Here is a 20,453-nt window from a genome sequence, read left to right on the forward strand (position 1 = left end):
GAGCGGGAACGACGCGTCGTCGGTGCCGCCAAAACGGTCCGGTGGCGACACGTCTATGTACCCTCGAGACCCTCGTTTGGAGTGCTACCACCTAGCACCGTGAGGACTAGCAAAAAACCTATCCGATCCCGAATCGGAGTGACAATCATCGTCGTCCATCCCGAATCATGAACGAAGTTCAACTGGAGGTTGCGAAGGCGTACCCGAACGACTCGGGTCGTGGTATCGCCAGACTCGACCCGGACACGCTGTTGCATCTGAAGCTGAGTCCGGGCGACATCATCGAGATCGAAGGTGCGGACACCACCGCCGCGAAGGTCTGGCGCGCCGACCGGCAGGACTGGAACACCGACACGGTCCGCATCGACGGCTTCACCCGGCAGAACGCCGACGTCGGTATCGGCGAACGGGTGACGATCCGGAAGGCGGAGGCGACGAAAGCCGAGAGCCTCGTGCTCGCGCCGCCCGAAGAGGCGTCCGTCCAGTTCGGTTCCGACGCAGCCGGGATGGTCAAACGACAGATCCTGAAACGCCCCGTCGTCGGCCGGGACATCGTCCCGGTCATGTCCTCGACGAATCACCCGTTCATGCGCTCGCCGGGCCAGGCGATCCCCCTGATCGCCGTCGAGACGGAGCCCGAAGGGGTGGTCCTCATCACCGAGGACACCGACGTCGAGTTGCGAGAGGAGCCCATCTCGGGCTTCGAGAAGACCGGCGGCGGCATCACCTACGAGGACATCGGCGGCCTGCAAAGCGAGATCCAGCGCGTGCGGGAGATGGTCGAGTTGCCGATGAAACACCCCCAGATCTTCAAGAAACTGGGGATCGAGCCCCCGCAGGGCGTCTTGCTCCACGGGCCGCCCGGCACCGGGAAGACCCTGCTCGCGAAGGCCGTCGCCAACGAGACCTCCGCGAGTTTCTTCTCCATCGCCGGGCCGGAGATCATCTCGAAGTACTACGGCGAGTCCGAACAGCAACTCCGGGAGATCTTCGAGGACGCCAGCGAGGAGTCGCCGTCGATCATCTTCATCGACGAACTCGACTCCATCGCGCCGAAACGGGAGGACGTCACGGGCGAGGTCGAACGCCGCGTCGTCGCCCAACTGCTGACGATGATGGACGGCCTCGAGGCGCGGGGCCAGGTCATCGTCATCGCCGCGACGAACCGCGTCGATAGCGTCGATCCCGCGCTCCGTCGTCCCGGCCGGTTCGACCGCGAGATCGAGATCGGCGTCCCCGACGAGACGGGCCGCGAGGAGATCCTCCAGATCCACACCCGCGGGATGCCCCTCTCGGACGACGTCAACCTCTCCCATCTGGCCGACGAGACCCACGGCTTCGTCGGGGCCGACATCGAGAGCCTGACGAAGGAGGCCGCGATGAAGGCGCTGCGGCGCTACCTGCCGGAGATCGACTTAGACGAGGAGGACATCCCGCCGAGTCTCATCGACCGGATGATCGTCAAGCGGGAGGACTTCCGCGGTGCCCTGAACGAAGTGGAGCCGTCCGCGATGCGGGAGGTCCTCGTCGAACTGCCGAAGATTTCCTGGGACGACGTCGGCGGCCTCCAGGAGGCGAAAGGGCAGGTCCAGGAGTCCGTCGAGTGGCCCCTGTCGAACCCCGAGCGGTTCGACCGGCTGGGGGTCGATCCGCCGGCCGGCGTCCTGCTGTACGGCCCGCCGGGCACCGGGAAGACGCTCATGGCGAAGGCCGTCGCCAACGAGACCAACGCGAACTTCATCTCGGTGCGCGGCCCGCAACTCCTCTCGAAGTGGGTCGGCGAGTCGGAGAAGGCGATCCGCCAGACCTTCCGCAAGGCCCGCCAGGTCTCGCCGACGGTCATATTCTTCGACGAACTGGACGCGCTGGCACCCGGCCGAGGCGGCGAAGTCGGCTCGAACGTCTCCGAACGAGTCGTCAACCAGCTGCTGACGGAACTGGACGGCCTCGAGGACATGGAGAACGTGATGGTCATCGGCGCGACCAACCGTCCGGATATGATCGACCCCGCACTGCTTCGCTCGGGTCGGTTCGATCGCCTCGTGATGATCGGCGAACCGGACGTCGAGGGTCGCGAGCGCATCCTCGAGATCCACACCGAGGAGACGCCGCTGGCAGCCGACGTCTCGCTGCGCGAAATCGCCGAGATCACGGACGGCTACGTCGGCAGCGACCTCGAGTCGATCGCCCGCGAGGCCGCCATCGAGGCGCTGCGCGAAGACGAGGAGGCGGACATCGTCGAGATGAAACACTTCCGTCAGGCGATGGAGAACGTCCGCCCGACGATCACCGACGACATCTTAGACTACTACGAGCGGATCGAAGAGGAGTTCCAGGGCGGATCGAGCGGCCCGGACCCGACCGGCCGTCGCAGCAGTCGGATCGGCTTCCAGTAGCGTCACGGCCGCGCCGTTTTCTTTCGAACCGTCGTCTTCGTCCGCTGGACAACCCGTCGTAACCCGTTCTTATCGACGTGTAGTGTGCGGTTACGCCGGGAAACTCCGCAGTTGTGACTCCTTCGTGTGGGAGAGTGACCGGTGGAGCCGTCGGTAGAACGGACAACGAGCCCGTACTCGGGTGAACCGCGATCAAGTCGGCGAAACGTTCGCCCCCGTATATGTGCCGCGGTCGCCACGTCTCCGATCGGTACCAGGTGTTTCGATGTCCGACTCCTCGACTGCCCGTGACCGATCGTCCTCGTCGATGACCGACGCGACGGCCTCGAGTCCGACCGCGACGGACGAGCGTCGGGACGAGGACCCCGACCGACGCTGGCTCGAGCGAACCCTGCCACACGTCGCCGGGGAGATTCGAAAAGCCGGCTTCTGGGCGGCGATCGTCCTCCCGTTTCTGTACCTGCCGCTACTGGTGTTCGGGTTGAACACGTGGCTCCACTCGACGGCCTTTCTCGTCCTGTTGGTCGTCAATCTCGGGGCGTTGTACGTGGGTCACTACCACCGGCAGTAACTCTCGTCATACGGAATGCTGTAACGGGTTACCGGTGGGACCGCAGGAGAGGTCACAGTCGCGCCGGACACGACTCACAGCGGTCCGTCTCAGTCGCCCGAACGGGGGCTGTCGGTCCCGCGGTAGCTAAGTTCCTCGCGGATCGCCCGCCGTTTGACCAGCAGGAATCCGACGACGATGAGACCGAAGCCGACGAGCGTCGCCCGGTCGACGACCTCGTCGAGGTAGAGCCAGCCGACGACCGCCGAGAAGATCGGCGCGACGTACGAGACCATGTTGATCTCGACGGCACCGAGGCGCTCGAGCAGGTCGAAGTACAGCAGGAAGCCGACGGCGCTCGCCACGAGCGCCAGGTAGGCGAGCGCCCCGAGCGCCTCGGCGTGGAGCCAGGACGACGGGTCGATCGGTTCGCCGAGTGCGAGGCTACCGACGTGCGGACAGAGCACGCCGCCGACCATCGACCAGGCTTCCATCGTCTCGATCGGGAGGCCAGCGTCGATCCGACGGGTAAAGACGCTCCCGAGGGCGAAGGCCGTCGCCGCACAGAAAACCAACAGCGACGCGACGAAGTCGGTCGCCAGCAGGTTCTCGGGATCGGGTTGGGAGATCACCGCGACGCCGACGAGTCCGACGAGGACGCCCACGACGCCGACGGGCGAGAGTGCGTCCGACGGTAGCCAGAGACGGGCGAAGCCGGTCGTCAGCACGGGCGAGAGGCTGACGAGGATCGCCGCCGCTGCGGCCGTCGTATGCTGTTGTCCGACGAAGAGAAAGGCGTGGTAGGCCCCGATCAGCAGGACGGCACCGATCGTGACGGCTGCCCATTCCTGACGGTCGCAGGGACGCCAGCGATCGACCGTAAGCGCCGCGTACGCAAGCATGACGACGCCAGCGACGTCGTAGCGTAACGCCGCGAACAACACCGGCGGGAAGTACGCGAGGCCGGCGCTAATGGCGACGAAGGCCGAGCCCCAGATCGCCGCGAGCGCGAGAAACAGCGCCAGATGTCGATAGTTGGCCACGGCGGTGGTCGCCGTGGCTCCTACCTATACGTTTCGTTCCGAAACAGGCGTCGGATCGACGAATCTCGAGCGGCTGGAGGCCGGTTCCGGGGCCGACGTCAGGCTGATCGCCTCAGCTGAGCGCGGGTCGTCGGCGGATCTCGGGCACCGCTTCCGTCTGCCGGAACTGCTCGAGCAGGGGGCGGATGTCCTCGAACCCTTCCGCCAGGACGACGTCACCGCTGCGCAGGTCGTAGTCGACGATGTCGTAGTCGGCGAGTCGGGGGAGGTGGTTGTGAACCAGCGAGACGTAGACGCGCTGTCGCGTGTCTTTCTCGATGCTGGCGACCGGTTCGTCGCGCTCCCAGGCGGCGACCTGCGTGACGACGTCCTCGATGTGGACCTCTTCCTGTTCGACGAGTTGGTAGAGGAGATAGCGGCGTTCGGACTGGGCAAGCAACGTGCAGGCGGCCTCCATACGGTCGGTCCGGCTCATACCCGATCCAGGCACCGGACCATATTACACCTGCTGCCAATACAGATTGGGTCGATTCGGGGCACTCGCGAACCCGCCGCGAAAACCGCCCGACAGCGACGCGGTACTTAAATACGTCACGCGGCCTGAGACTCACGTCGACCGATCCGTCCGCGACCGGTCGGCGTCGGACTCGTCGCTCGCGTAGACCGAGTCGTCGTAGAGGTGACAGGCGGCCGGATGGTCCTCGTCCCCCAGATCCGGGTGTCGGCGTTCGCAGACGCTCTCGTAGTGGTCGCGAAGCACCTCGGCGGCACCGTCCCAGTCCGACGACGCCAACCGCGCGAGCGCCTCCTCGAGGAGTCGGTCGTGGCGGGCCGGCAACTCTCGGTCGAGCAACCGCCCTTTGAGGGCCGCGACGAAGTCGTCGACGTCCCGTTCGGGGATCGATCCGTCCTCGAACGCGAACGCCTCGCCGCCGACGGACTCGAGGGTAACGTCCCGGGATTCGATTCGCTGGCGGACGTCCATGATCGCGCGGTAGTCGTCCTGCTCGATCTCCAGGTCCTCGGGCGGGATCACCTTCGGACAGCGGGTGCGGAACCGACAGCCGCTGGGGGGATCCCGCGGCGACGGGACGTCGCCGGTGAGCGTCTCCCGGTCGCGGTCGCGTTCGGCCGTCGAGGCCCGCGGGACGCTCTCGAGCAACGCCTCGGTGTAGGGGTGTTTGGGTTCTTCGAAGATCTCGTCGACGGGACCGATCTCGACGATCTCGCCCAGGTACATCACGGCGACCCGGTCACAGACGTGCCGGATGACCGAGAGGTCGTGGCTGATCAGCAGGTAGGTGAGGTTGAACTCCGCCTGGAGGTCGTCGAGCAGGTTCAACACCTGGGCCTGGACCGAGACGTCCAGGGCCGACGTCGGTTCGTCCAGGACCAGGAAGTCCGGCTCCAGCGCGAGCGCGCGGGCGATGGCGATGCGCTGGCGCTGGCCGCCGGAGAACTCGTGGGGATACCGATCCAGCTGGTCGACCGAGAGGCCCACCCGCTCGAGCAGGTCCCGGACGCGCTCGCGCCGTTCGGCCGCGGTGCCGACGCCGTGGACGTCGAGCGGCTGCTGGACGACGTCGCCGATCGTCATCCGCGGATCGAGGCTCGAGAAGGGGTCCTGGAAGACGACCTGGGCGTTCGTCCGGAAGTCGGTCAGCGCGTCACCGGCGAGGTCGTAGACGTTCCGGCCCTCGAACTCGACCCGACCGTCCGTCGGGTCCTGGAGTCGCAGGAGGGTTTCACCGGTCGTCGACTTCCCACACCCGGACTCGCCGACGAGGCCCAGCGTCTCCCCCTCGTAGATGTCGAAACTGACGCCGTCGACGGCGCGGACGGCGACCGGCTCCTCGCCGAGCAGTCGATCGACGAGCGAGTCGTTCTCCCAGAAGTACTTCTCGAGGTTCCGTACCCGGACGAGCGGGTCGCCATCCGCGTGGCTGGCCGCGACGTCGCCGTCGGACTCCGTCCGGCCCGATCGGTCCGTGCTCACGTTCGATCACCTCCGGTCTCTTCGACGGACCGTCCCTGCGTGGCTTCCGCGGCCGACTCCGAGCCGGGACCGGCCGCGTCCGGATCGGCGTGTTTGTCCGCGGCCGGTCGCTCGTCCTCCCCGAAGTACCCCTCCGGTAACGCCTGTGCCTCGTCGTACGCTCGCTCGGCGAGGACACAGCGTGCGGTGTGGTGGTCGCTCCCCTCGGCGTCGTACTCCGGCGGGTGCTCGAGACAGTCCGTCATCGCCTTCGGACACCGGTCAGCGAAGTGACACCGATCCCCCATCTCCTCGTCGAGGAGGCTAGGGACGTTTCCGGGGATCGGCTCGAGCCGCCCGCGTGCCCCCTCCAGATCGGGGATGGAGCCGAGCAACCCCTCGGTGTAGGGGTGGACGTGGTCGTCGAAGACGTCCGCTAACTGGCCGCGCTCGACGATTTCGCCGGCGTACATGACCCCGACGCGGTCGCACATCCGTGCGACGACGCCGAGGTTGTGGGTGATCAGCAGGATCGTCATGTCCAGTTCGTCCTGGAGGTCGTCGAGGAGATCCAGGATCTGGGCCTGGATCGTCACGTCGAGCGCGGTCGTCGGCTCGTCGGCGATCAACACGTCGGGTTCGCCGGCCAGCGCCTGCGCGATCATCGCCCGCTGGAGCATCCCCCCGGAGTACTCGTGGGGGTACTCGTCGGCCCGTTCGACCGGATCGGGGATGCCGACCAGCTCGAGCAGCTCCACCGCGCGCTCGCGGCTCTCCGGGCTCACGTACCGTCGCGACGAGAAGACCGATCCCAGGACCATGGAGGTCAGCGAATACCCCTCGGTACGGGCCCGCGTCGACCGGGGGGTGGCGCTCGCACGCCGCTGGACCTCCACCGCCTCGGCGATCTGTTCGCCGACGGTGATGGTCGGGTTGAAGCTGCTCTGGGGGTCCTGGAAGATCATGCTGAAGTTCGATCCACGGAGCGTCCGTCTGATCGACTTCGGGATCCGGCGGATATCGACCCGATCGCCGTCGACGGCGTCCGGGTGATCGTCGGCGATCGCCTCGGCGAGGGACGGCTCGCGGTACCAGATTTCGCCGGCGGTGATTTCGCCGGGTGGCTCGATCAGGTCGATGATCGAGCGGGCGGTCACGCTCTTGCCGCTGCCGCTCTCGCCGACGATGCCGTAGGTCTCCCCGCGGTCGATCGCGAGGTCGATCCCGTCGACCGCGTTCACCTGTCCCTCGTCGGTGAAGAACCTGGTCTTCAGGCCCTCGATGCGGAGGAGTTCGGCGCTCATCTCAGCCGACACCTCCGGCACCTTCGCCCTCGATGTTCGGGTCGAGGGCGTCCCGTAACCAATCGCCGAGCAAGTTGACGCCGATCACCGTGAGGACGATTCCGATTCCCGGGACGGTGGCGACCCACCACTGGTTGCGCATCACGTCCTGTCCCCGCTGGATCTCGTACCCCCACGAGAGCGTCGTTCCCGAGAAGCCGAGATAGGAGAGGGAACTCTCGAGGAGGATGATCGCCGCGACCTGGATCGTCGCGAGCACGATGATCGGCGTGATGCTGTTGGGCAGGACGTGCTTGCGCATGATCGTCGCGTGGCTCGCCCCGAGCGACCGCGCCGCTTTGACGTACTCCTCGTTGCGTATCGTCATCGCCTCGCCGCGGGCGACGCGTGCGAACCAGACCCAGGTCACGAGCGCGACGACGACCGTGACCATGCCGGGGAACGTGATCGTCTCGGGCATGCCGTCTGCGAAACCGGCCGCCACGATCGGATCGGGAATGCTGACCGTTCCCCGGCCGAAGGCACCCATCAGCGCCAGTGCCAGGACGAGTGAGGGGAACGCCAGCATGACGTCGGCGATTCGCATGAGTCCGTCGTCGACTCGGCCGCCGAAGTAGCCCGCGGTGAGTCCGATCGGAACGCCGATCGCGGTCGCGAGCAACGTTCCCGAGAGTCCAACCAGCAGCGACGTCCGAGCGCCGTACACGAACCGGGAGTAAATGTCCTGGCCGATGTTGTTCGTCCCGAGAACGTGTTCGCTGGTTCCCTCGACGGTATGGCTCACTCGTTCGCCGTCCTGTGCGATCGTTATCTCGTCGGTTAGCCCGACCGGAGGATACGACGCACCCATTTCGTCGCTGTATCCCTGATCGTGTGGGTTGTGCGTTGCCAGTACCGGAGCGAACAACCCCATGAGGAGGATCGAAACGAAGATGACGATCCCGAGTTTCGCCAACAGACTCCGGCGCAGTTCCTTCGTCAGGTTCGATTTGATTCGATCCGAAATCATTCGTCTGTCACCTGCGGATTCAACCGCGCGTAGAGCGCGTCGACCAGAATGTTGATCAGGACGAACGCGATCGCGATGAAGAGGACGATCCCCTGGACGACCGGCCAGTCACCGTTCCGGAGCGACGTGATGAACGTCTGTCCCAGTCCCGGCCAGTTGAAGACCTCTTCGGTGATCACCGCGCCGCCCATCAGCGTTCCGAGCTGGAGCCCGAGGACGGTGATGATCGGAATCAACGTGTTTCTGAGGACGTGCTTGTACCTGATCAGGGTCCCCGGCAACCCCTTGGCTCTCGTCGCAGTCACGTACGGTTTGCCGAGTTCGTCGACCATCCCGCTGCGGGTCAGGCGCGTAATCAGCGCCGTGAAGTACGTGCCCAGGGTGATCGCCGGTAAAGCGATGTAGCTGAGCCACGAGAGGAGATCGCCGACGTAGCCGTACCGGAAGAGGTGATACACCGCCTCGTGGAACGCAACGCCCCGTCCGGAGGTGGGGAACACGCCGACGTGCATGGCCACGACGAGGATCAGCATGATCCCGAGCCAGAAGTTCGGCGTGCTGATCCCGACGAGCGAGCCGAGCGTCGCCGCGTAGTCGGCGGGCTGATCGCGTCGCGTCGCGCTGACGACGCCGAGCGGAATCGCGATGACGATCGCGACGATCGTCGCGGCCACGGCGAGTTCGACGGTGGCCGCGAAGTGTTGGGCGATGATATCGGTGACCGCCCGTCGCTGGTTGTACGAGTATCCCAGATTCCCGGTCACGAGCTCGCCGAGATAGTCGAAGTACTGGACGTAGATGGGCTGATCGAGCCCGAGGTCCTGCCGAATCTGATCCCGGGTCGCCTGATCGGGGACCTGTCCCGCGATGAGGTTGACCGGATCGCCGGGAGAGAGTGCCCGCAGGGCGAACGTGACCGTCACGACGCCCCAGACGACGAACACCCCCTGTACGAGCCGTCGTATCAGGAATTTGGCGGAAGCCATTCAGTTCAGGTCCTGGTGATTTTCGGTTCGAACGCAGTCGTTTCACACACCATTCTCGATGTCGAAATCGGGCCGTCGACTAGCTCATCTCCCAGACGAAGACGCTCTCGTCCTCGCGGGCATCCCACTCGATGTCCGCGTCGAGCCCGTAGATGCTCTGTTGCTGGTGGAGGAAGACCCACGGGGCCTTCTCACGGGCCATCTCGTTGACGTCCTGGAGCATCTCCTCACGCGTCTCGGGGTCGTCCTCGACCTGCGTCTCCTCGAGGGCTTGCTGTAGCTCCTCGTCGCGGAAGTTCTGGACGCCCCCGTCGTCGTGGAAGAAGCCGAACATTCCGTAGTCGGCGTCGCCCGTGATGACCCCCCAGCCGATCAGGAAGAAGGGGATCTCTTCGTAGTCGACGCCGGCGGAACTGGCGTCCGAGACCACGTCGAACGGAACGGTCTCGAAGTCGCAGTCGACGTTGGGGAGCTGGTCGATATCGTCGGCCGCGCGTTCACCCACATCGGCGTCGTTGAGGTATCGGCCTTCGGGGACGGTAAGCGTGATGTCGGCGGGGTCGTCCGCCGTGTAGCCCGCCTCTTCGACGAGCGCTTCGGCTTCCTCGAGGTCGTGTTCGTACGGCTCGAGGTCCGGATTGTAGCCGTTGACCTCCGGTGGCGTCGGCTGGGACATGGGTGAGCCGAAGCCTTGCAGGATGTCGTTGATGATCGCCTCGTTGTCGACGGCGTAGTTCATCGCCTGGCGGAACTCGAGACTGTCGAACGGTTCGACCTCGTTTTTCATCGGCAGGAAGATGTTGCGGAACGAGGTCACCTCCTCGATTCGTACGCCGTCGGCGTCTTCGACGTTCCCGACGTCGCTCGGCTGGACGTTGTCGATGAAGTCGGTCTCGTCGGCCAACAGCGAACTGACGCGACCCCCGTCGTCGGTCTCCCCTTCGAAGATCAGTTCGCCGACCTCCGGGACCTCGCCCCAGTAGTCGTCGAACGGCTCCAGGACGATCCGGTTCTGGCCCGGATTGTACTCGGTGACCTGGAACGGTCCGGTGCCGTTGAACGCCGCCGCGTCCTGACCGGAGATGACGCCGTCCTCGGTCGTCGGCGCGTCGTTCTCGTACCACTCCCGGCTGACCGCCCGGAGGTAGTTCCCGAACTCGAACTCCGCGAGCTGTGCTGCGCCACTGTAGGAGAGTTCGACCGTCGTGTCGTCGATCGGTTCGGCTCCCTCGATCGACCCGAGGCCGGCCACCTGATCCGACACCGGCGGCACGTCCGGGTCGATCTGGCGCTCGAGCGTGAACGCGATGTCCTCGGCGGTGAGTTCCTGGCCCTCGTGGAAGACGACGTCGTCGCGGATCGACAACTCGACGGTTCGGTCGTCGCCGTGTTCCCACTCCTCGACGACGCGGGGTTCCGGTTCTTCACCCGGCGTCACGTCGAACAGCGGTTCGTAGACGTGGTCGTAGACGTTGAAGTACGGTCCCGTGATGTGGTCGTTGGGGTCCTCTACGTCCGGAAACTCTCCCTGGGTAATCGTGAGCGTCTCGACGTCGAGTCCTTCCCCCTCGTTCGGATTGCCCAGACAACCGGCGATCGATCCGAGGCCGGTCGTCACACCGGCGGCACCGGTGAGTTTCAGTAACGTCCGCCGATCGATGCGGGGATGATTAGCACCCTTCATACCAGATAGATACACAGGTGTATTTTTTATAAATGTTAGTGATCCAGAAAACAGTTGGTATTTGTGAACTATAACTGGAAATAACATTCCGGTCTACAACACTGCCGGCGAAGCGCCCACAAACTTAAGTCCGACTCGGCACGTAATACGCCCATGGCCGCTCACGGCCGGTCAGCACTGCGGGACCTGTTCGACGAGTCGCCGACGCCCCACATCGCCCATCCCCCGCGGACCCATCATCGTGACTTCTACGTCGCTACCGACGGGTCCTTCCGGAACGCCGGCGGCGGACTGGGTGCCGTCATCGAGACGCGCGACGGGACTCGCGTCGCACGGATCGCGACGCCCGATACGCCGCCGGACAACAACGTCGCCGAGTATCGGGCGCTCCACCTGGGGCTCGACGTCCTGGCGGCACGGGCACCCACCGACGCCAGCGTCGGCGTCCTCGTCGATCACGATTCACTCGCCAGCAACGTCAACAGCACCGTCCTCGCGACGGACCATCCCGACGGCAGACCCCCACGACCGATCTCCGTCCCGCACGCGACGCGGTATCACTGGCGGGGGATCCAGGCGCGACTCAACGGCTTCGGCGAGGTCCGGGCCGCCCGGATCGACAGCGACCAGAATCCCGCGCACCCGCTCGCGAACGCGCCGGAGCAGTACCGCCACGTCAACCGCGAACCCGAGCGGTGCGTGCTTCCCGACCCACCGGAGTCGACCCCAAGCGAGTTCCCGCCACCGTCGCGCGCCGATCGCAACACCGGCGGCCGGGCCTCCGACTGACTCCGATCGTCACCGTTTTGCTCCCCCTCGAGCGAGTCGTCTACGATGAGTCTCCGGGTCGCCGCCGCCGCGCCGTTCGTGCAACACGGGACCACCAGTCTCGAGGAAAGCGAGTTCGTCGTCGCGCTCTCGCTGGATCGCGACTGGTTCTCCCCGGACCAGGCCAAACGCCTGATCGACCTCGCGACCCAGGAGGGACTGCTCGAGCACGACGACGGCGACCTCGAGGCGACGTTCGATCCCGCCGAGGTCACCATCCCCGAGGATTTCGTCCCGGACGAGGACCTGCTACGGGAACGGTCGGCGTTCGAACGCGTCCTCGAGTCGCTCGTCGCCGAGGGAGCCGAGAAACACGAGGCCGTGGGTGCGATCAACCAGCTCCAGGCCGACCTCGGCGTCACCATCGAGACCGCGGCCGTCGTCTACGCCCGCCGCGAGGGCCTCGAGGTGGACGACCTGGTTCCGGTCGCCCGCGATGCGATCGTCGAAGACGAGTAGCGAGGCCCTCTGCTGTGGCCCTCTCGGCCGCGACCGACCCGAAGGACGGAAGGCACGTCCGCCCGGACGGTCTCGCATGGTCGAGGAGCGGATCACCGACGGCACCCGGATCGCGCAGTTGCTCTCCTCCGAACTCGACGGACGCGAGGACGGTGGTCTCGAGCACGTCGCAGTGACGAACGCCGACAGGGACGTCGAACCGACGGCCGACGGCGCTCGGGCGTACGACGTCGAGCTCGAACGAGGCGACGACGGCACGGAGAGCGACACCGACAGCGAGCGGTTCGCACGGGTGTTCGTCCACGAGGACCGGGCGCGCCTCGAGTTCGAGGACGGCCAGGACGTCGCGGCCGAGGCGGCAACCGACGCGGAGTTGCGCGTCAGGCCGAAAGCGGTCGAACCGCCCCGTACGCTCGTCTTCGTCGAGAGCGGTGCCGCGGTCAAACGCGCGACTGATGTGGTACAGGACGTGGTGACGCGGTTGACGGACGTCGACGAAGAACGAGGCTGACGGCTCGTGGTGATCACTCGAGGTCCGCGACGACCTCGGGAACCGCCGTCGCGAGCGACGACTGCTCGACGTGGGCGACGGCCCGCGGATCCGGGTCGGGACCGTCCTCGAGCAGGACCTGGATCGCGTCCATCCCGGCGTTGGTCGCGCCGTAGACGTCGGCCTCGGGGTCGTCGCCGACGTAGACCGCGTCGGCCGGATCGACTTCGAGGGCGGCCGCGATCGCTTCGAACGCCGCCGGGGCGGGTTTGCCGGCCTCGAGTTCGCCGGTGACCAGCGCCGCGTCGAAGGCGTCCTCCCACCCCAGCGTGGCGAGTTTGTCCCGCTGGGCGCGGACGGGACCGTTGGTGAGCAGACCGACCAGATACTCCCCACGCAGGTCGGCGAGCATCCCCTCGACGCCCGGGAGCGGCTCGAGCGCGTCCGCGATCGCCTCGCGGTAGGCCCGCGCGAGAGCGGCCGGATCGGCGTCGGTCTCGCGCTCGGCGAGCAGGTCCGCGAAGATCGGTTCGCGCGTCTCCCGGGTGAGGTTGCGGCCGTGTGCCTCGAGGTACGCCTCGCGGGACAGCGGCGGCGCGTCGGCCGTTTCGACGGCCTCCGCGAGGATCGTCTCGCGATCCCGAGTGGGGACCGCCAGCGTGTAATCGAGGTCGAAGACGACCGCCCGTACCATGGCCGGGAGAGGGGACTCGAGGGGGTTGAAGCTATCCCTTCCGGCCCGTCCCAGGGAACGACGCGCCGCTGGCGATCAGTCGTCGGTCGGTCGCACCGTCGGCGCACCGACGGCCTCGAGGCGGGGAACGACGATCTCCTCGATCCGGTCCGAGTACTGCATGAGCGTGGTCCCGAGGACGCTCATCGCGAGGACGTAGCCGACGGCGAAGGCGTAGATGTCCGCGGCGACGCCCTCCGCGAGCGCGGAGCCGGCACCCGACAGCGCGAGGGTCGCGATGATCAGCGAGAACTCCCCACGGGTGGTCATACCCAGACCGACCCGAACGGAGCGGCGCTCGCTCAGGTCGTAGATCCGGCCGCCGAGGTAGCCGCTTAGCAGTTTCGTCGGCGTCGTGGCGAGCACCGCGACCGCGATCAGTCCGGCGACGGCGGGGAACAGCGTCGGATCGGTGCGGAGGCCGATCCAGAAGAAGAAGATCGCCGCGAAGGCGTCGCGAAGGGGCTCGAGCAGGTTCTCGAGGTCGTGGACGTGGTCGGTTCCGGAGAAGGCCATCCCGACGAAGAAGGCCGCGACGGCCTCGCTGACCCCGAGCGAGAGCGCCGCCCCCGAGATCAACACGGTGATTCCCAGCGCCCGGAGGACGACGAACTCGTGGGAGTCGGTCTCGAGGCTGCGCTGGAACCACTCGGTGCCCAGATAGACCAGCAACAGGAGCACGAGGATGAACCCGACCGCGATCCCGATCTGTCCCAGCGCCTCGCCGACGTCGCCGCCGCCGAGTACCAGCGCGGTCGCGACGGCCAGGTAGACGGCGATGAACAGATCCTCGAAGACCAGCGTGCCGAGCATCGGGTCGGACTCGTCGTTGGCGATCCAGCCGAGGTCGATCAACGACTTCGTGATGATCGCCGACGAGGAGATGTAGACGATCCCGGCTGTGAGAAAAGCGGGGAGGAACGAGCCGAAGATCGCGTATCCGAGCACGAGGCCAGCGCCGAAATTGATCGCGAGGTCGACGACGCCCGCCTTCCCGATGCGGTCTTTCGAGGCGACGAGTCGGTCGAGGTTGAACTCGAGGCCGAGGAAAAAGAGCAGCAGAACGATCCCGATCTCGGCACCGACGTAGACGAAGTCGGTCTCCGCGAGGGACATGGCCGCGAGTTCGGCGACGAGATCGGTTCCCGCGACCGAAACCGTCGATCCGACCGATACGTCGGCACCGACGAGCGCGGCCGCGCCCTCGATACTCGCGGCGATCCAGTCGGCGATTGCCGGGAGATTCCCGAGCACGTGCTCGCTCAGTACCATCCCGACGAGGATGTAAAACGGGATCACCGACTGGTTAATCCGATTGGCGACGAGGCCGGCCAGTCCGGCGGCCGCGAAGAGCACCCCGACGTCGATCAGCGCGGTCGATTCAGCGGTCGCCACTCGCGGTCACCTCCGACGGCACGAACGCGGTCATCGATGGCTTAGACCTCGTCCCCCAACAGCGTCTCGAATTCGGCACACTCCTCGCGCTCGCCGATGACGACCAGCGTGTCGTCGACCCGGAGGACGGTCTCGGGCGTCGGCGGCGAGATCAGGTCGTCGCCGCGCTGGATCGCGATGACCGAGACGCCGGTTCGATCACGAATGTCCGCCTGCTCGAGGGTTTGCCCCGCGATTTCGGCGGTCTCGGAGACGTTGTACCACTCGAGGTACGTGTCGTCGGAGAGCATCGTTTCGACCGCCTCCGCCTGTACGGGCTGGAAGTAGGCCCCTTCCAGGATCGTTCCGATCTTCCGGGCGAGGCGGTCCGAGACCTCGAACAGCTTGTCGCCGTCGGCGTCCGGGTTCGCCTTCAGGTACACCTCCCGCTTCCCCGTGTTGTGGGTGACGATGACGAGGCGCTGGCCGTCCTCGAGTTCGACCTCGAACTTCTTCCCGACGCCGGGGAGGTCGCTCTCGTAGATGGTCATACCGAATACCGCGGCCGCACGGGTATTAAATGACCTGACCCGGCCACGACACCTCGCTCGACGTCGACGCGGGCACCGAACTCGTCCCGCTCGAGGGCGTCGGGACGCTCGGCGTGTTCGCTTCGCGACGCTCGGGGTGATCGTTCCCCGCCCCGAGGGGCGTCGACGATCCCGACCTCCCGGTCACCGGCGAGCGGTTCAGTCGGACAGCCCCTCGATGAGAAACTCCGCGGACGAGCGGTTCGTCGCCAGCGCGACGTCGCGGACGTCGCAGATCCGCAACAGCGCCGAGATGTCGGGCTCGTGGGGCTGGGCCTCGAGCGGATCCCGGAGGAAGACGACGCCGTCGAGAGCCTCCCGCGCGACCTCCGCGCCGATCATCAGGTCGCCGCCCAGCGACCCCGACGCCATCCGTTCGACCTCGAGGTCAGTCTCCTCGCGGACCCGTTTGCCCGTCGTCCCGGTCGCGATCAGCTCGTACGTCCGGAGCTGGTCCTCGTGTGCCTGTGCGAACTCGACGAGATCGGGCTTCGTCTCGTCGTGGGCGATCAGCGCGACGCGCGTCATACCGAACGATCGACGGCGACGCGGAAAACGCTGGGCCGGCGATCGACTGCCGTTCAGAACTCCTCGACGTGCGGTCGCAGGTCCAACTCGAGCGTCCACGACGAACGGTCCTGCGTGACCAGATACCAGTAGGAGTCGGCGATGGCGTCAGGGTCGAGGTACTCCGCCGTGTTGGGATCGGTGATATCCGTCGGGGCGGCGACGGCGTCCGAACCGAGGGCGTCCGCCAGCTCCTCGAGGTAGTCTTCCGATCGGGCGAACAGGCCGATCTGACAGCCCTCGTCGACGAATGTTCGAGCGAGCGATTCTCCGAGGCCGGGACCGACGCCGGCGATGACGGCCGTACACGTCATGAATCGTCAAACGACGGACCGTGGTTTAGAATCCGGGGCGGAACGATCACCTACTGGTCCGCCCGTCTCCGACCTACCGCCGACCGCTCGGAATCGGCGGAACGGTCTTGCCGATCGAGCGGGAATCCACGGACATGGAACGCCGAACCATCTCCGTCAGCGGAATGTCCTGTGACGGCTGCGAACGAAACGTCGAGAGCGGGCTGACGAACCTCGAGGGCGTCTCGAAGGTCGAGGCCGACTACGAGGGCGACGCCGTCGAGGTGGTCGTCGAAGACGACGTGACGGAGGACGACCTCCATGCCGCCATTCGAGAGGCCGGCTACGAGGTCGCCGGCACCGCGTAGCGTCCGACGGGACCGGCTCGAGTCCCCGTCCCCATCCACCGCGGTTCTCGGGTTCTCGTTTTTCGCCTCGATCCCGTCGTCCGGATCGACGAGAGCCTACTTCGTCGCCGGCTCGCCGCTCGAGGCATCCGCCGTTCCGCCCTCTCGAAGGGCGAACTCGGTGTTGATCCCTTCACCCGAGAGCAGCTGGCCGGCGAAGCTATTGGCGAGGACGGCCGAGACCGACAGCACCATCGCGATCATCGCGAACACCGGGTGGACGAGACCGGTCGTCGCCGCGGCGACGCCGACGCCGTTGAACGCGAAGGCCGCCAGCAGATTCTGTCGCGTCTTGTGGTAGCTCTTCGCGCCGATCTCGTATGCGTCGACGACGCCACCGAGGCGCTCGCCGACGAGGACGACGTCGGCCGACTCGATCGCGATGTCGGTGCCGGCCCCGATCGCGATCCCGACGTCGGCCTGCGTGAGCCCCGGCGCGTCGTTGATCCCGTCGCCGACCATCGCGACGCGGTGGTCCGCTTCCTGCAGCCGGCGGATCTCCGCGCGCTTCTCCTCGGGGAGGACGTCGGCCAGCACCCGATCGATACCGACCACGTCCGCGACCGCGCGGGCCGTCCGCTCGTCGTCACCGGTGATCATCACGGGCGTAATACCTGCGTCCCGAAGTCGCCGGACAGTCGCTTCGGCGTCGGCCTTGATCTCGTCGCCGATTCCGACCAGCCCGAGCAGGTCGCCGTCGCAGGCGACGCCGACTGCCGTGAGGCCGCGATTCCGGAGGGCATCGAGGTCGTCCGTTGCCCTCGAGACGTCGACGCCTGCGGCCGCGAGCCAGTCGGGTTTCCCGACCAACAGTTCGTCGCCGTCGACCGTCGCGCGGACGCCCTTCCCGGTCACCGACTCGAACGCCTCGGGATCGTCGTACTCGAGGCCGTGCTCGTCGGCGCGCTCGAGGACGGCGTCGGCCAGCGGGTGGCCGCTGAACGCCTCGGCGGTCGCTGCGGTCGCGAGAATGTCGAATTCGGTCCGCCCCGCGCCGAACGCGACGGTCTCCACGACGCTCGGTTCGCCCACTGTGATCGTTCCGGTCTTGTCGAGGACGACGCGATCGATGTCGGGGAGGACCTGGAAGGCGTCGGCCGACCGCAGCAGGACGCCGCGTCTCGCCGCGGCGCCGCCACCGCGGATGAGTGCCAGCGGCGTCGCCATCCCGAGCGCGCACGGATAACCCAGGACGAGGACCGCGAGCGCTGCGAAGGCGGCCCGCTGGACGTTCGGTCCCGTTCCGAACGGCCCGCCCTGCCAGACGGCGGGAGCGACCAGCCAAAACAGGAACGCGAGCGCGGCGATCAGGAGGACGCCGGGGACGAAATATCGCAGGACGCTGTCGGCGAGTCTGACGATACCGGGCTTGGTCGCGCGGGCCGCCTCGATCTCGCGGGCGACCCGGTTCAGGAACGCGTCGTCGCCGGTCGCGATCACCTCGACGAGCAGCGTCCCGGTCCGATTGACGCTGCCGCCAATCACTTCGTCATCAGGGATCTTCTCCTCGGGGATCGACTCGCCGGTCGCCACCGACTCGTCGACGGCCGACTCGCCCTCGCGGACCGTCCCGTCGACCGGCACGTGCTCGCCGGGTTTGACGCGGACACGGTCACCCACCTCGAGATCGTCGACTGGGACCTCTTCGACGCCCTCGTCGGTCACGCGACGAGCGGTGTCGGGCCGCAGCTCGAGCAGATCCTGCACGGCCCGCGAGGTGCGGGTCCGGACGAGCAGACTGGTGTACTCCGAGAGGACGTGGTAGGTGGTGACGAACACCGAGACCGCGAAGAAGTGGACCGTCGGGAACCCGGGAAAGACCGTCAGCCCGAGTAGTCCACCGAGCAGGCCAGCAAACGCGCCAGCCTCGAGCAGGACGTGCTGGTTGAAGATGCCACGTCGGAGGCTCTGAATCGCCTTCTCGAGGATGTATCGGCCGGGCCCGAACATCGTCCCCAGCGCGAGGCCCAGCGTAACGAGATCCATTGCCATCGATTCCGATTCGAATCGGCTGACGACGAAGATCATCCACAGCATCAACGCGGCGGTGACGAGCGAGCCCGCGCCGGCCAGCGCGAACCGACGCTTGCCGGCCTCGAGTTCCGCCTGTTGCTCCCGGAACCGCTCGCGCTTGTCCGGATCGCGGATGGTGTAGCCGAGGTCCCGCAGGGTGTCCTTCAGCTCGACCTCGCTCACCCGGTCGTCGTCGTACCGGACGCGGACCTCCTCGTGGGCGAGGCCCACGTCGACGTCTTCGACGCCGTCGGTGCGATCGTACGCTTTCCGAATGCTCTCGGCGCAAAACGAGCAACTCATCCCGCCGACGGCGAACTGTTCGGAGACGGTCTTCATCGGCTCTCGTACCGATACGGACTCGAGCGACAAAAGCGACCGCTCGGCTCGGTTGGAATCCCGACCCTCGGTTTTTGTCCGTGGCGACCGCAATCGGCGTATGAGCGACTCGAGCGAGAGCGGCCCCGACGACCGAACGTCGCGCTTCCCGACGGTGCGTTCGACGACGTCCCCTCGAACTTCGGTCACGTGTTCGCGCCCGTCTCGACGGCGACCGGCGCGGAACTGCGCCGGGCCGCGACGTCCAGGGGTCGCGTCTGTTTCACGGGGTGGTCGCCCAACGGCGTCGTCGGCGACCTCACCGAGGTCTTGACCGGCCACGTCGACGAACCGCCGAGCGATCCGTGGTCGCATCTGCGGTGGGGCGACCCCGCGTTCGTCCGTGAGGAGTTTTCCGACACCGACCCCTCGTTCCAACGCCGACCCCTCGAGTTCCGGTACGCGACGCCCCATCACTTCTGGCGGAAACTCGCCGAGGAGTCGGGCCCGCTCTCGCCGGTCCAGCAGCGGATGAACGACGACGAGGCCCGGGTTGCGCGCCGTCGAGACGGGGTCGCGGCTCTGGAGGAGTGGCTCGGGGACAACGTGATCAGGGTGGAGTACCTCCAGGTGCGGGCCGTGATCACGTGATCGGCGATCGGTGAAACCGCCGCTCTAAGATCGACTGCGGGCCAAGCTCTTTCGCCCTCGACGGAGTAGACCGACCGTCATGACGTTCGATCCCGACGCCGTCAAGACGCTCGCGTTCGACTCCTACGGGACGCTCGTGGACGTCTCCGGCGTCGCCGAGTCGCTCTCGGAGCACCTCGACGATCACGATCCGTCGCTGGTTGCGAGGATCTGGCGTCAGCGGTCGCTGGCCAACGCGATGGTCGGCAACGCGATCGGCGAGTACGACGCGTTCTACGAGATGAACCGCCAGGCGTTGCGGGCCACCCTCGAGACGGTCGGCCTCGACCTCCCCGAGGACGAACGCGAGGAGATCCTCGCAACCTACCACGAGCTGCCGGTATTCGACGACGTCCGCGAGGGAATGGAACGGTTCGGCGAGCTAGGATATGACTGCTACGTCGTCTCGAACGGGAACGAGGAGATGCTCGAGTCGCTGGTCGGGGTCGCCGATCTCGAAGGCCTGCTCGAGGACGCGATCAGTGCAGACGAGATCGAGCAGTTCAAACCCCAGCCCGAGCTGTACCGCCACGCCGCAGACGAGATCGGGACGCCGATCGGGGAGATCGCGTTCGTCGGTGCGGGCTGGTGGGACGTACCGGGCGCGATGAACGCGGGGATGCAGGGAGTCTGGATCAACCGATCGAACGCGCGCTGGGGACCCTACGAGGTCGATCCCGACCTGACGATCGACAGCTTCCACGAGTTGGCGGACACACTCGAAACCGCGTGATTCGACGGCGT

At 66.6% G+C, this 20,453-nt stretch carries 20 protein-coding genes and 1 pseudogene; 8 read left to right on the plus strand and 13 right to left on the minus strand.

Going from position 1 to position 20,453, the window contains the following annotated elements:
- Positions 1-167 precede the first annotated feature (167 nt).
- Both TX79_RS03600 and TX79_RS03605 read left to right on the plus strand, forming a co-directional pair.
- Entirely contained in the window at positions 168-2,396 is a 2,229-nt protein-coding gene (locus TX79_RS03600; protein ID WP_049925785.1) for a CDC48 family AAA ATPase, read from the plus strand.
- A gap of 265 nt (positions 2,397-2,661) precedes the next feature.
- Positions 2,662-2,967: a hypothetical protein gene (locus TX79_RS03605; RefSeq protein WP_049925786.1), complete on the plus strand. Its 306-nt coding sequence runs from the start codon at positions 2,662-2,664 to the stop codon at positions 2,965-2,967.
- 89 nt (positions 2,968-3,056) lie between these two features.
- Here the strand turns inward: TX79_RS03605 and TX79_RS03610 are convergent, their stop codons facing one another.
- From TX79_RS03610 to TX79_RS03640, 7 genes are all read right to left on the minus strand, one after another.
- The gene (locus TX79_RS03610) at positions 3,057-3,989 is read right to left on the minus strand and encodes a DMT family transporter (protein WP_049925787.1); all 933 of its coding nucleotides are present in this window, start codon (positions 3,987-3,989) and stop codon (positions 3,057-3,059) included.
- Positions 3,990-4,101: 112 nt separating this feature from the next.
- Positions 4,102-4,464, minus strand: a complete 363-nt coding sequence (locus TX79_RS03615; RefSeq protein WP_049925788.1) for a DUF7344 domain-containing protein — start codon at positions 4,462-4,464, stop codon at positions 4,102-4,104.
- Positions 4,465-4,596: 132 nt separating this feature from the next.
- Positions 4,597-5,985, minus strand: a complete 1,389-nt coding sequence (locus TX79_RS03620; RefSeq protein WP_049925789.1) for an ABC transporter ATP-binding protein — start codon at positions 5,983-5,985, stop codon at positions 4,597-4,599.
- Complete coding sequence (locus TX79_RS03625; protein ID WP_049925790.1) at positions 5,982-7,268, minus strand: ABC transporter ATP-binding protein; 1,287 nt, start codon at positions 7,266-7,268, stop codon at positions 5,982-5,984. Before TX79_RS03625 ends, TX79_RS03620 begins: the two co-directional genes overlap by 4 nt.
- Position 7,269: 1 nt before the next feature.
- Entirely contained in the window at positions 7,270-8,277 is a 1,008-nt protein-coding gene (locus TX79_RS03630; protein WP_049925791.1) for an ABC transporter permease, read from the minus strand.
- Entirely contained in the window at positions 8,274-9,263 is a 990-nt protein-coding gene (locus tag TX79_RS03635) for an ABC transporter permease (protein ID WP_049925792.1), read from the minus strand. Before TX79_RS03635 ends, TX79_RS03630 begins: the two co-directional genes overlap by 4 nt.
- A gap of 79 nt (positions 9,264-9,342) precedes the next feature.
- Positions 9,343-10,947, minus strand: coding sequence for an ABC transporter substrate-binding protein (locus tag TX79_RS03640; RefSeq protein ID WP_049925793.1), 1,605 nt, complete (start codon positions 10,945-10,947; stop codon positions 9,343-9,345).
- A 153-nt stretch (positions 10,948-11,100) separates the two neighbouring features.
- Here TX79_RS03640 and TX79_RS03645 point away from each other — a divergent pair, with 153 nt between their 5' ends.
- From TX79_RS03645 to TX79_RS03655, 3 genes are all read left to right on the plus strand, one after another.
- The gene (locus TX79_RS03645) at positions 11,101-11,736 is read left to right on the plus strand and encodes a reverse transcriptase-like protein (RefSeq protein ID WP_049925794.1); all 636 of its coding nucleotides are present in this window, start codon (positions 11,101-11,103) and stop codon (positions 11,734-11,736) included.
- 45 nt (positions 11,737-11,781) lie between these two features.
- Entirely contained in the window at positions 11,782-12,234 is a 453-nt protein-coding gene (locus tag TX79_RS03650) for a DUF2240 family protein (protein ID WP_049925795.1), read from the plus strand.
- 76 nt (positions 12,235-12,310) lie between these two features.
- Positions 12,311-12,745, plus strand: coding sequence for a hypothetical protein (locus tag TX79_RS03655; protein WP_049925796.1), 435 nt, complete (start codon positions 12,311-12,313; stop codon positions 12,743-12,745).
- 13 nt (positions 12,746-12,758) lie between these two features.
- Here TX79_RS03655 and TX79_RS03660 read toward each other — a convergent pair whose 3' ends face one another.
- The 5 genes from TX79_RS03660 to TX79_RS03680 form a co-directional block, all read right to left on the minus strand.
- A complete protein-coding gene (locus TX79_RS03660; RefSeq protein ID WP_049925797.1) occupies positions 12,759-13,418 on the minus strand; it encodes an HAD family hydrolase in 660 nt (219 codons plus the stop codon).
- 75 nt (positions 13,419-13,493) lie between these two features.
- Positions 13,494-14,852, minus strand: coding sequence for a cation:proton antiporter (locus TX79_RS03665; protein ID WP_049925798.1), 1,359 nt, complete (start codon positions 14,850-14,852; stop codon positions 13,494-13,496).
- A 41-nt stretch (positions 14,853-14,893) separates the two neighbouring features.
- A complete protein-coding gene (locus tag TX79_RS03670; RefSeq protein ID WP_049925799.1) occupies positions 14,894-15,382 on the minus strand; it encodes a cation:proton antiporter regulatory subunit in 489 nt (162 codons plus the stop codon).
- A gap of 198 nt (positions 15,383-15,580) precedes the next feature.
- A complete protein-coding gene (locus TX79_RS03675; RefSeq protein ID WP_049925800.1) occupies positions 15,581-15,949 on the minus strand; it encodes a methylglyoxal synthase in 369 nt (122 codons plus the stop codon).
- Positions 15,950-16,002: 53 nt separating this feature from the next.
- Entirely contained in the window at positions 16,003-16,302 is a 300-nt protein-coding gene (locus TX79_RS03680) for an SDR family NAD(P)-dependent oxidoreductase (protein WP_049925801.1), read from the minus strand.
- Between the two features lie 134 nt (positions 16,303-16,436).
- Here TX79_RS03680 and TX79_RS03685 point away from each other — a divergent pair, with 134 nt between their 5' ends.
- Entirely contained in the window at positions 16,437-16,649 is a 213-nt protein-coding gene (locus TX79_RS03685) for a heavy-metal-associated domain-containing protein (protein ID WP_049925802.1), read from the plus strand.
- Between the two features lie 96 nt (positions 16,650-16,745).
- On the opposite strand, the gene TX79_RS03690 is transcribed toward TX79_RS03685, so the two are convergent.
- Complete coding sequence (locus TX79_RS03690; RefSeq protein WP_049928260.1) at positions 16,746-19,040, minus strand: heavy metal translocating P-type ATPase; 2,295 nt, start codon at positions 19,038-19,040, stop codon at positions 16,746-16,748.
- A 144-nt stretch (positions 19,041-19,184) separates the two neighbouring features.
- Between TX79_RS03690 and TX79_RS03695 the strand changes: the two are divergent.
- Together TX79_RS03695 and TX79_RS03700 are read left to right on the plus strand one after the other, a co-directional pair.
- Positions 19,185-19,670 (plus strand): annotated as a pseudogene (locus TX79_RS03695) (class I SAM-dependent methyltransferase); the annotation flags it as partial.
- Positions 19,671-19,749: 79 nt separating this feature from the next.
- Positions 19,750-20,442: a haloacid dehalogenase type II gene (locus TX79_RS03700; RefSeq protein WP_049925803.1), complete on the plus strand. Its 693-nt coding sequence runs from the start codon at positions 19,750-19,752 to the stop codon at positions 20,440-20,442.
- Positions 20,443-20,453: the final 11 nt, after the last annotated feature.

Source organism: Halopiger goleimassiliensis, assembly GCF_000455345.1.
GTDB classification, from domain to species: Archaea; Halobacteriota; Halobacteria; order Halobacteriales; family Natrialbaceae; genus Halopiger_A; species Halopiger_A goleimassiliensis.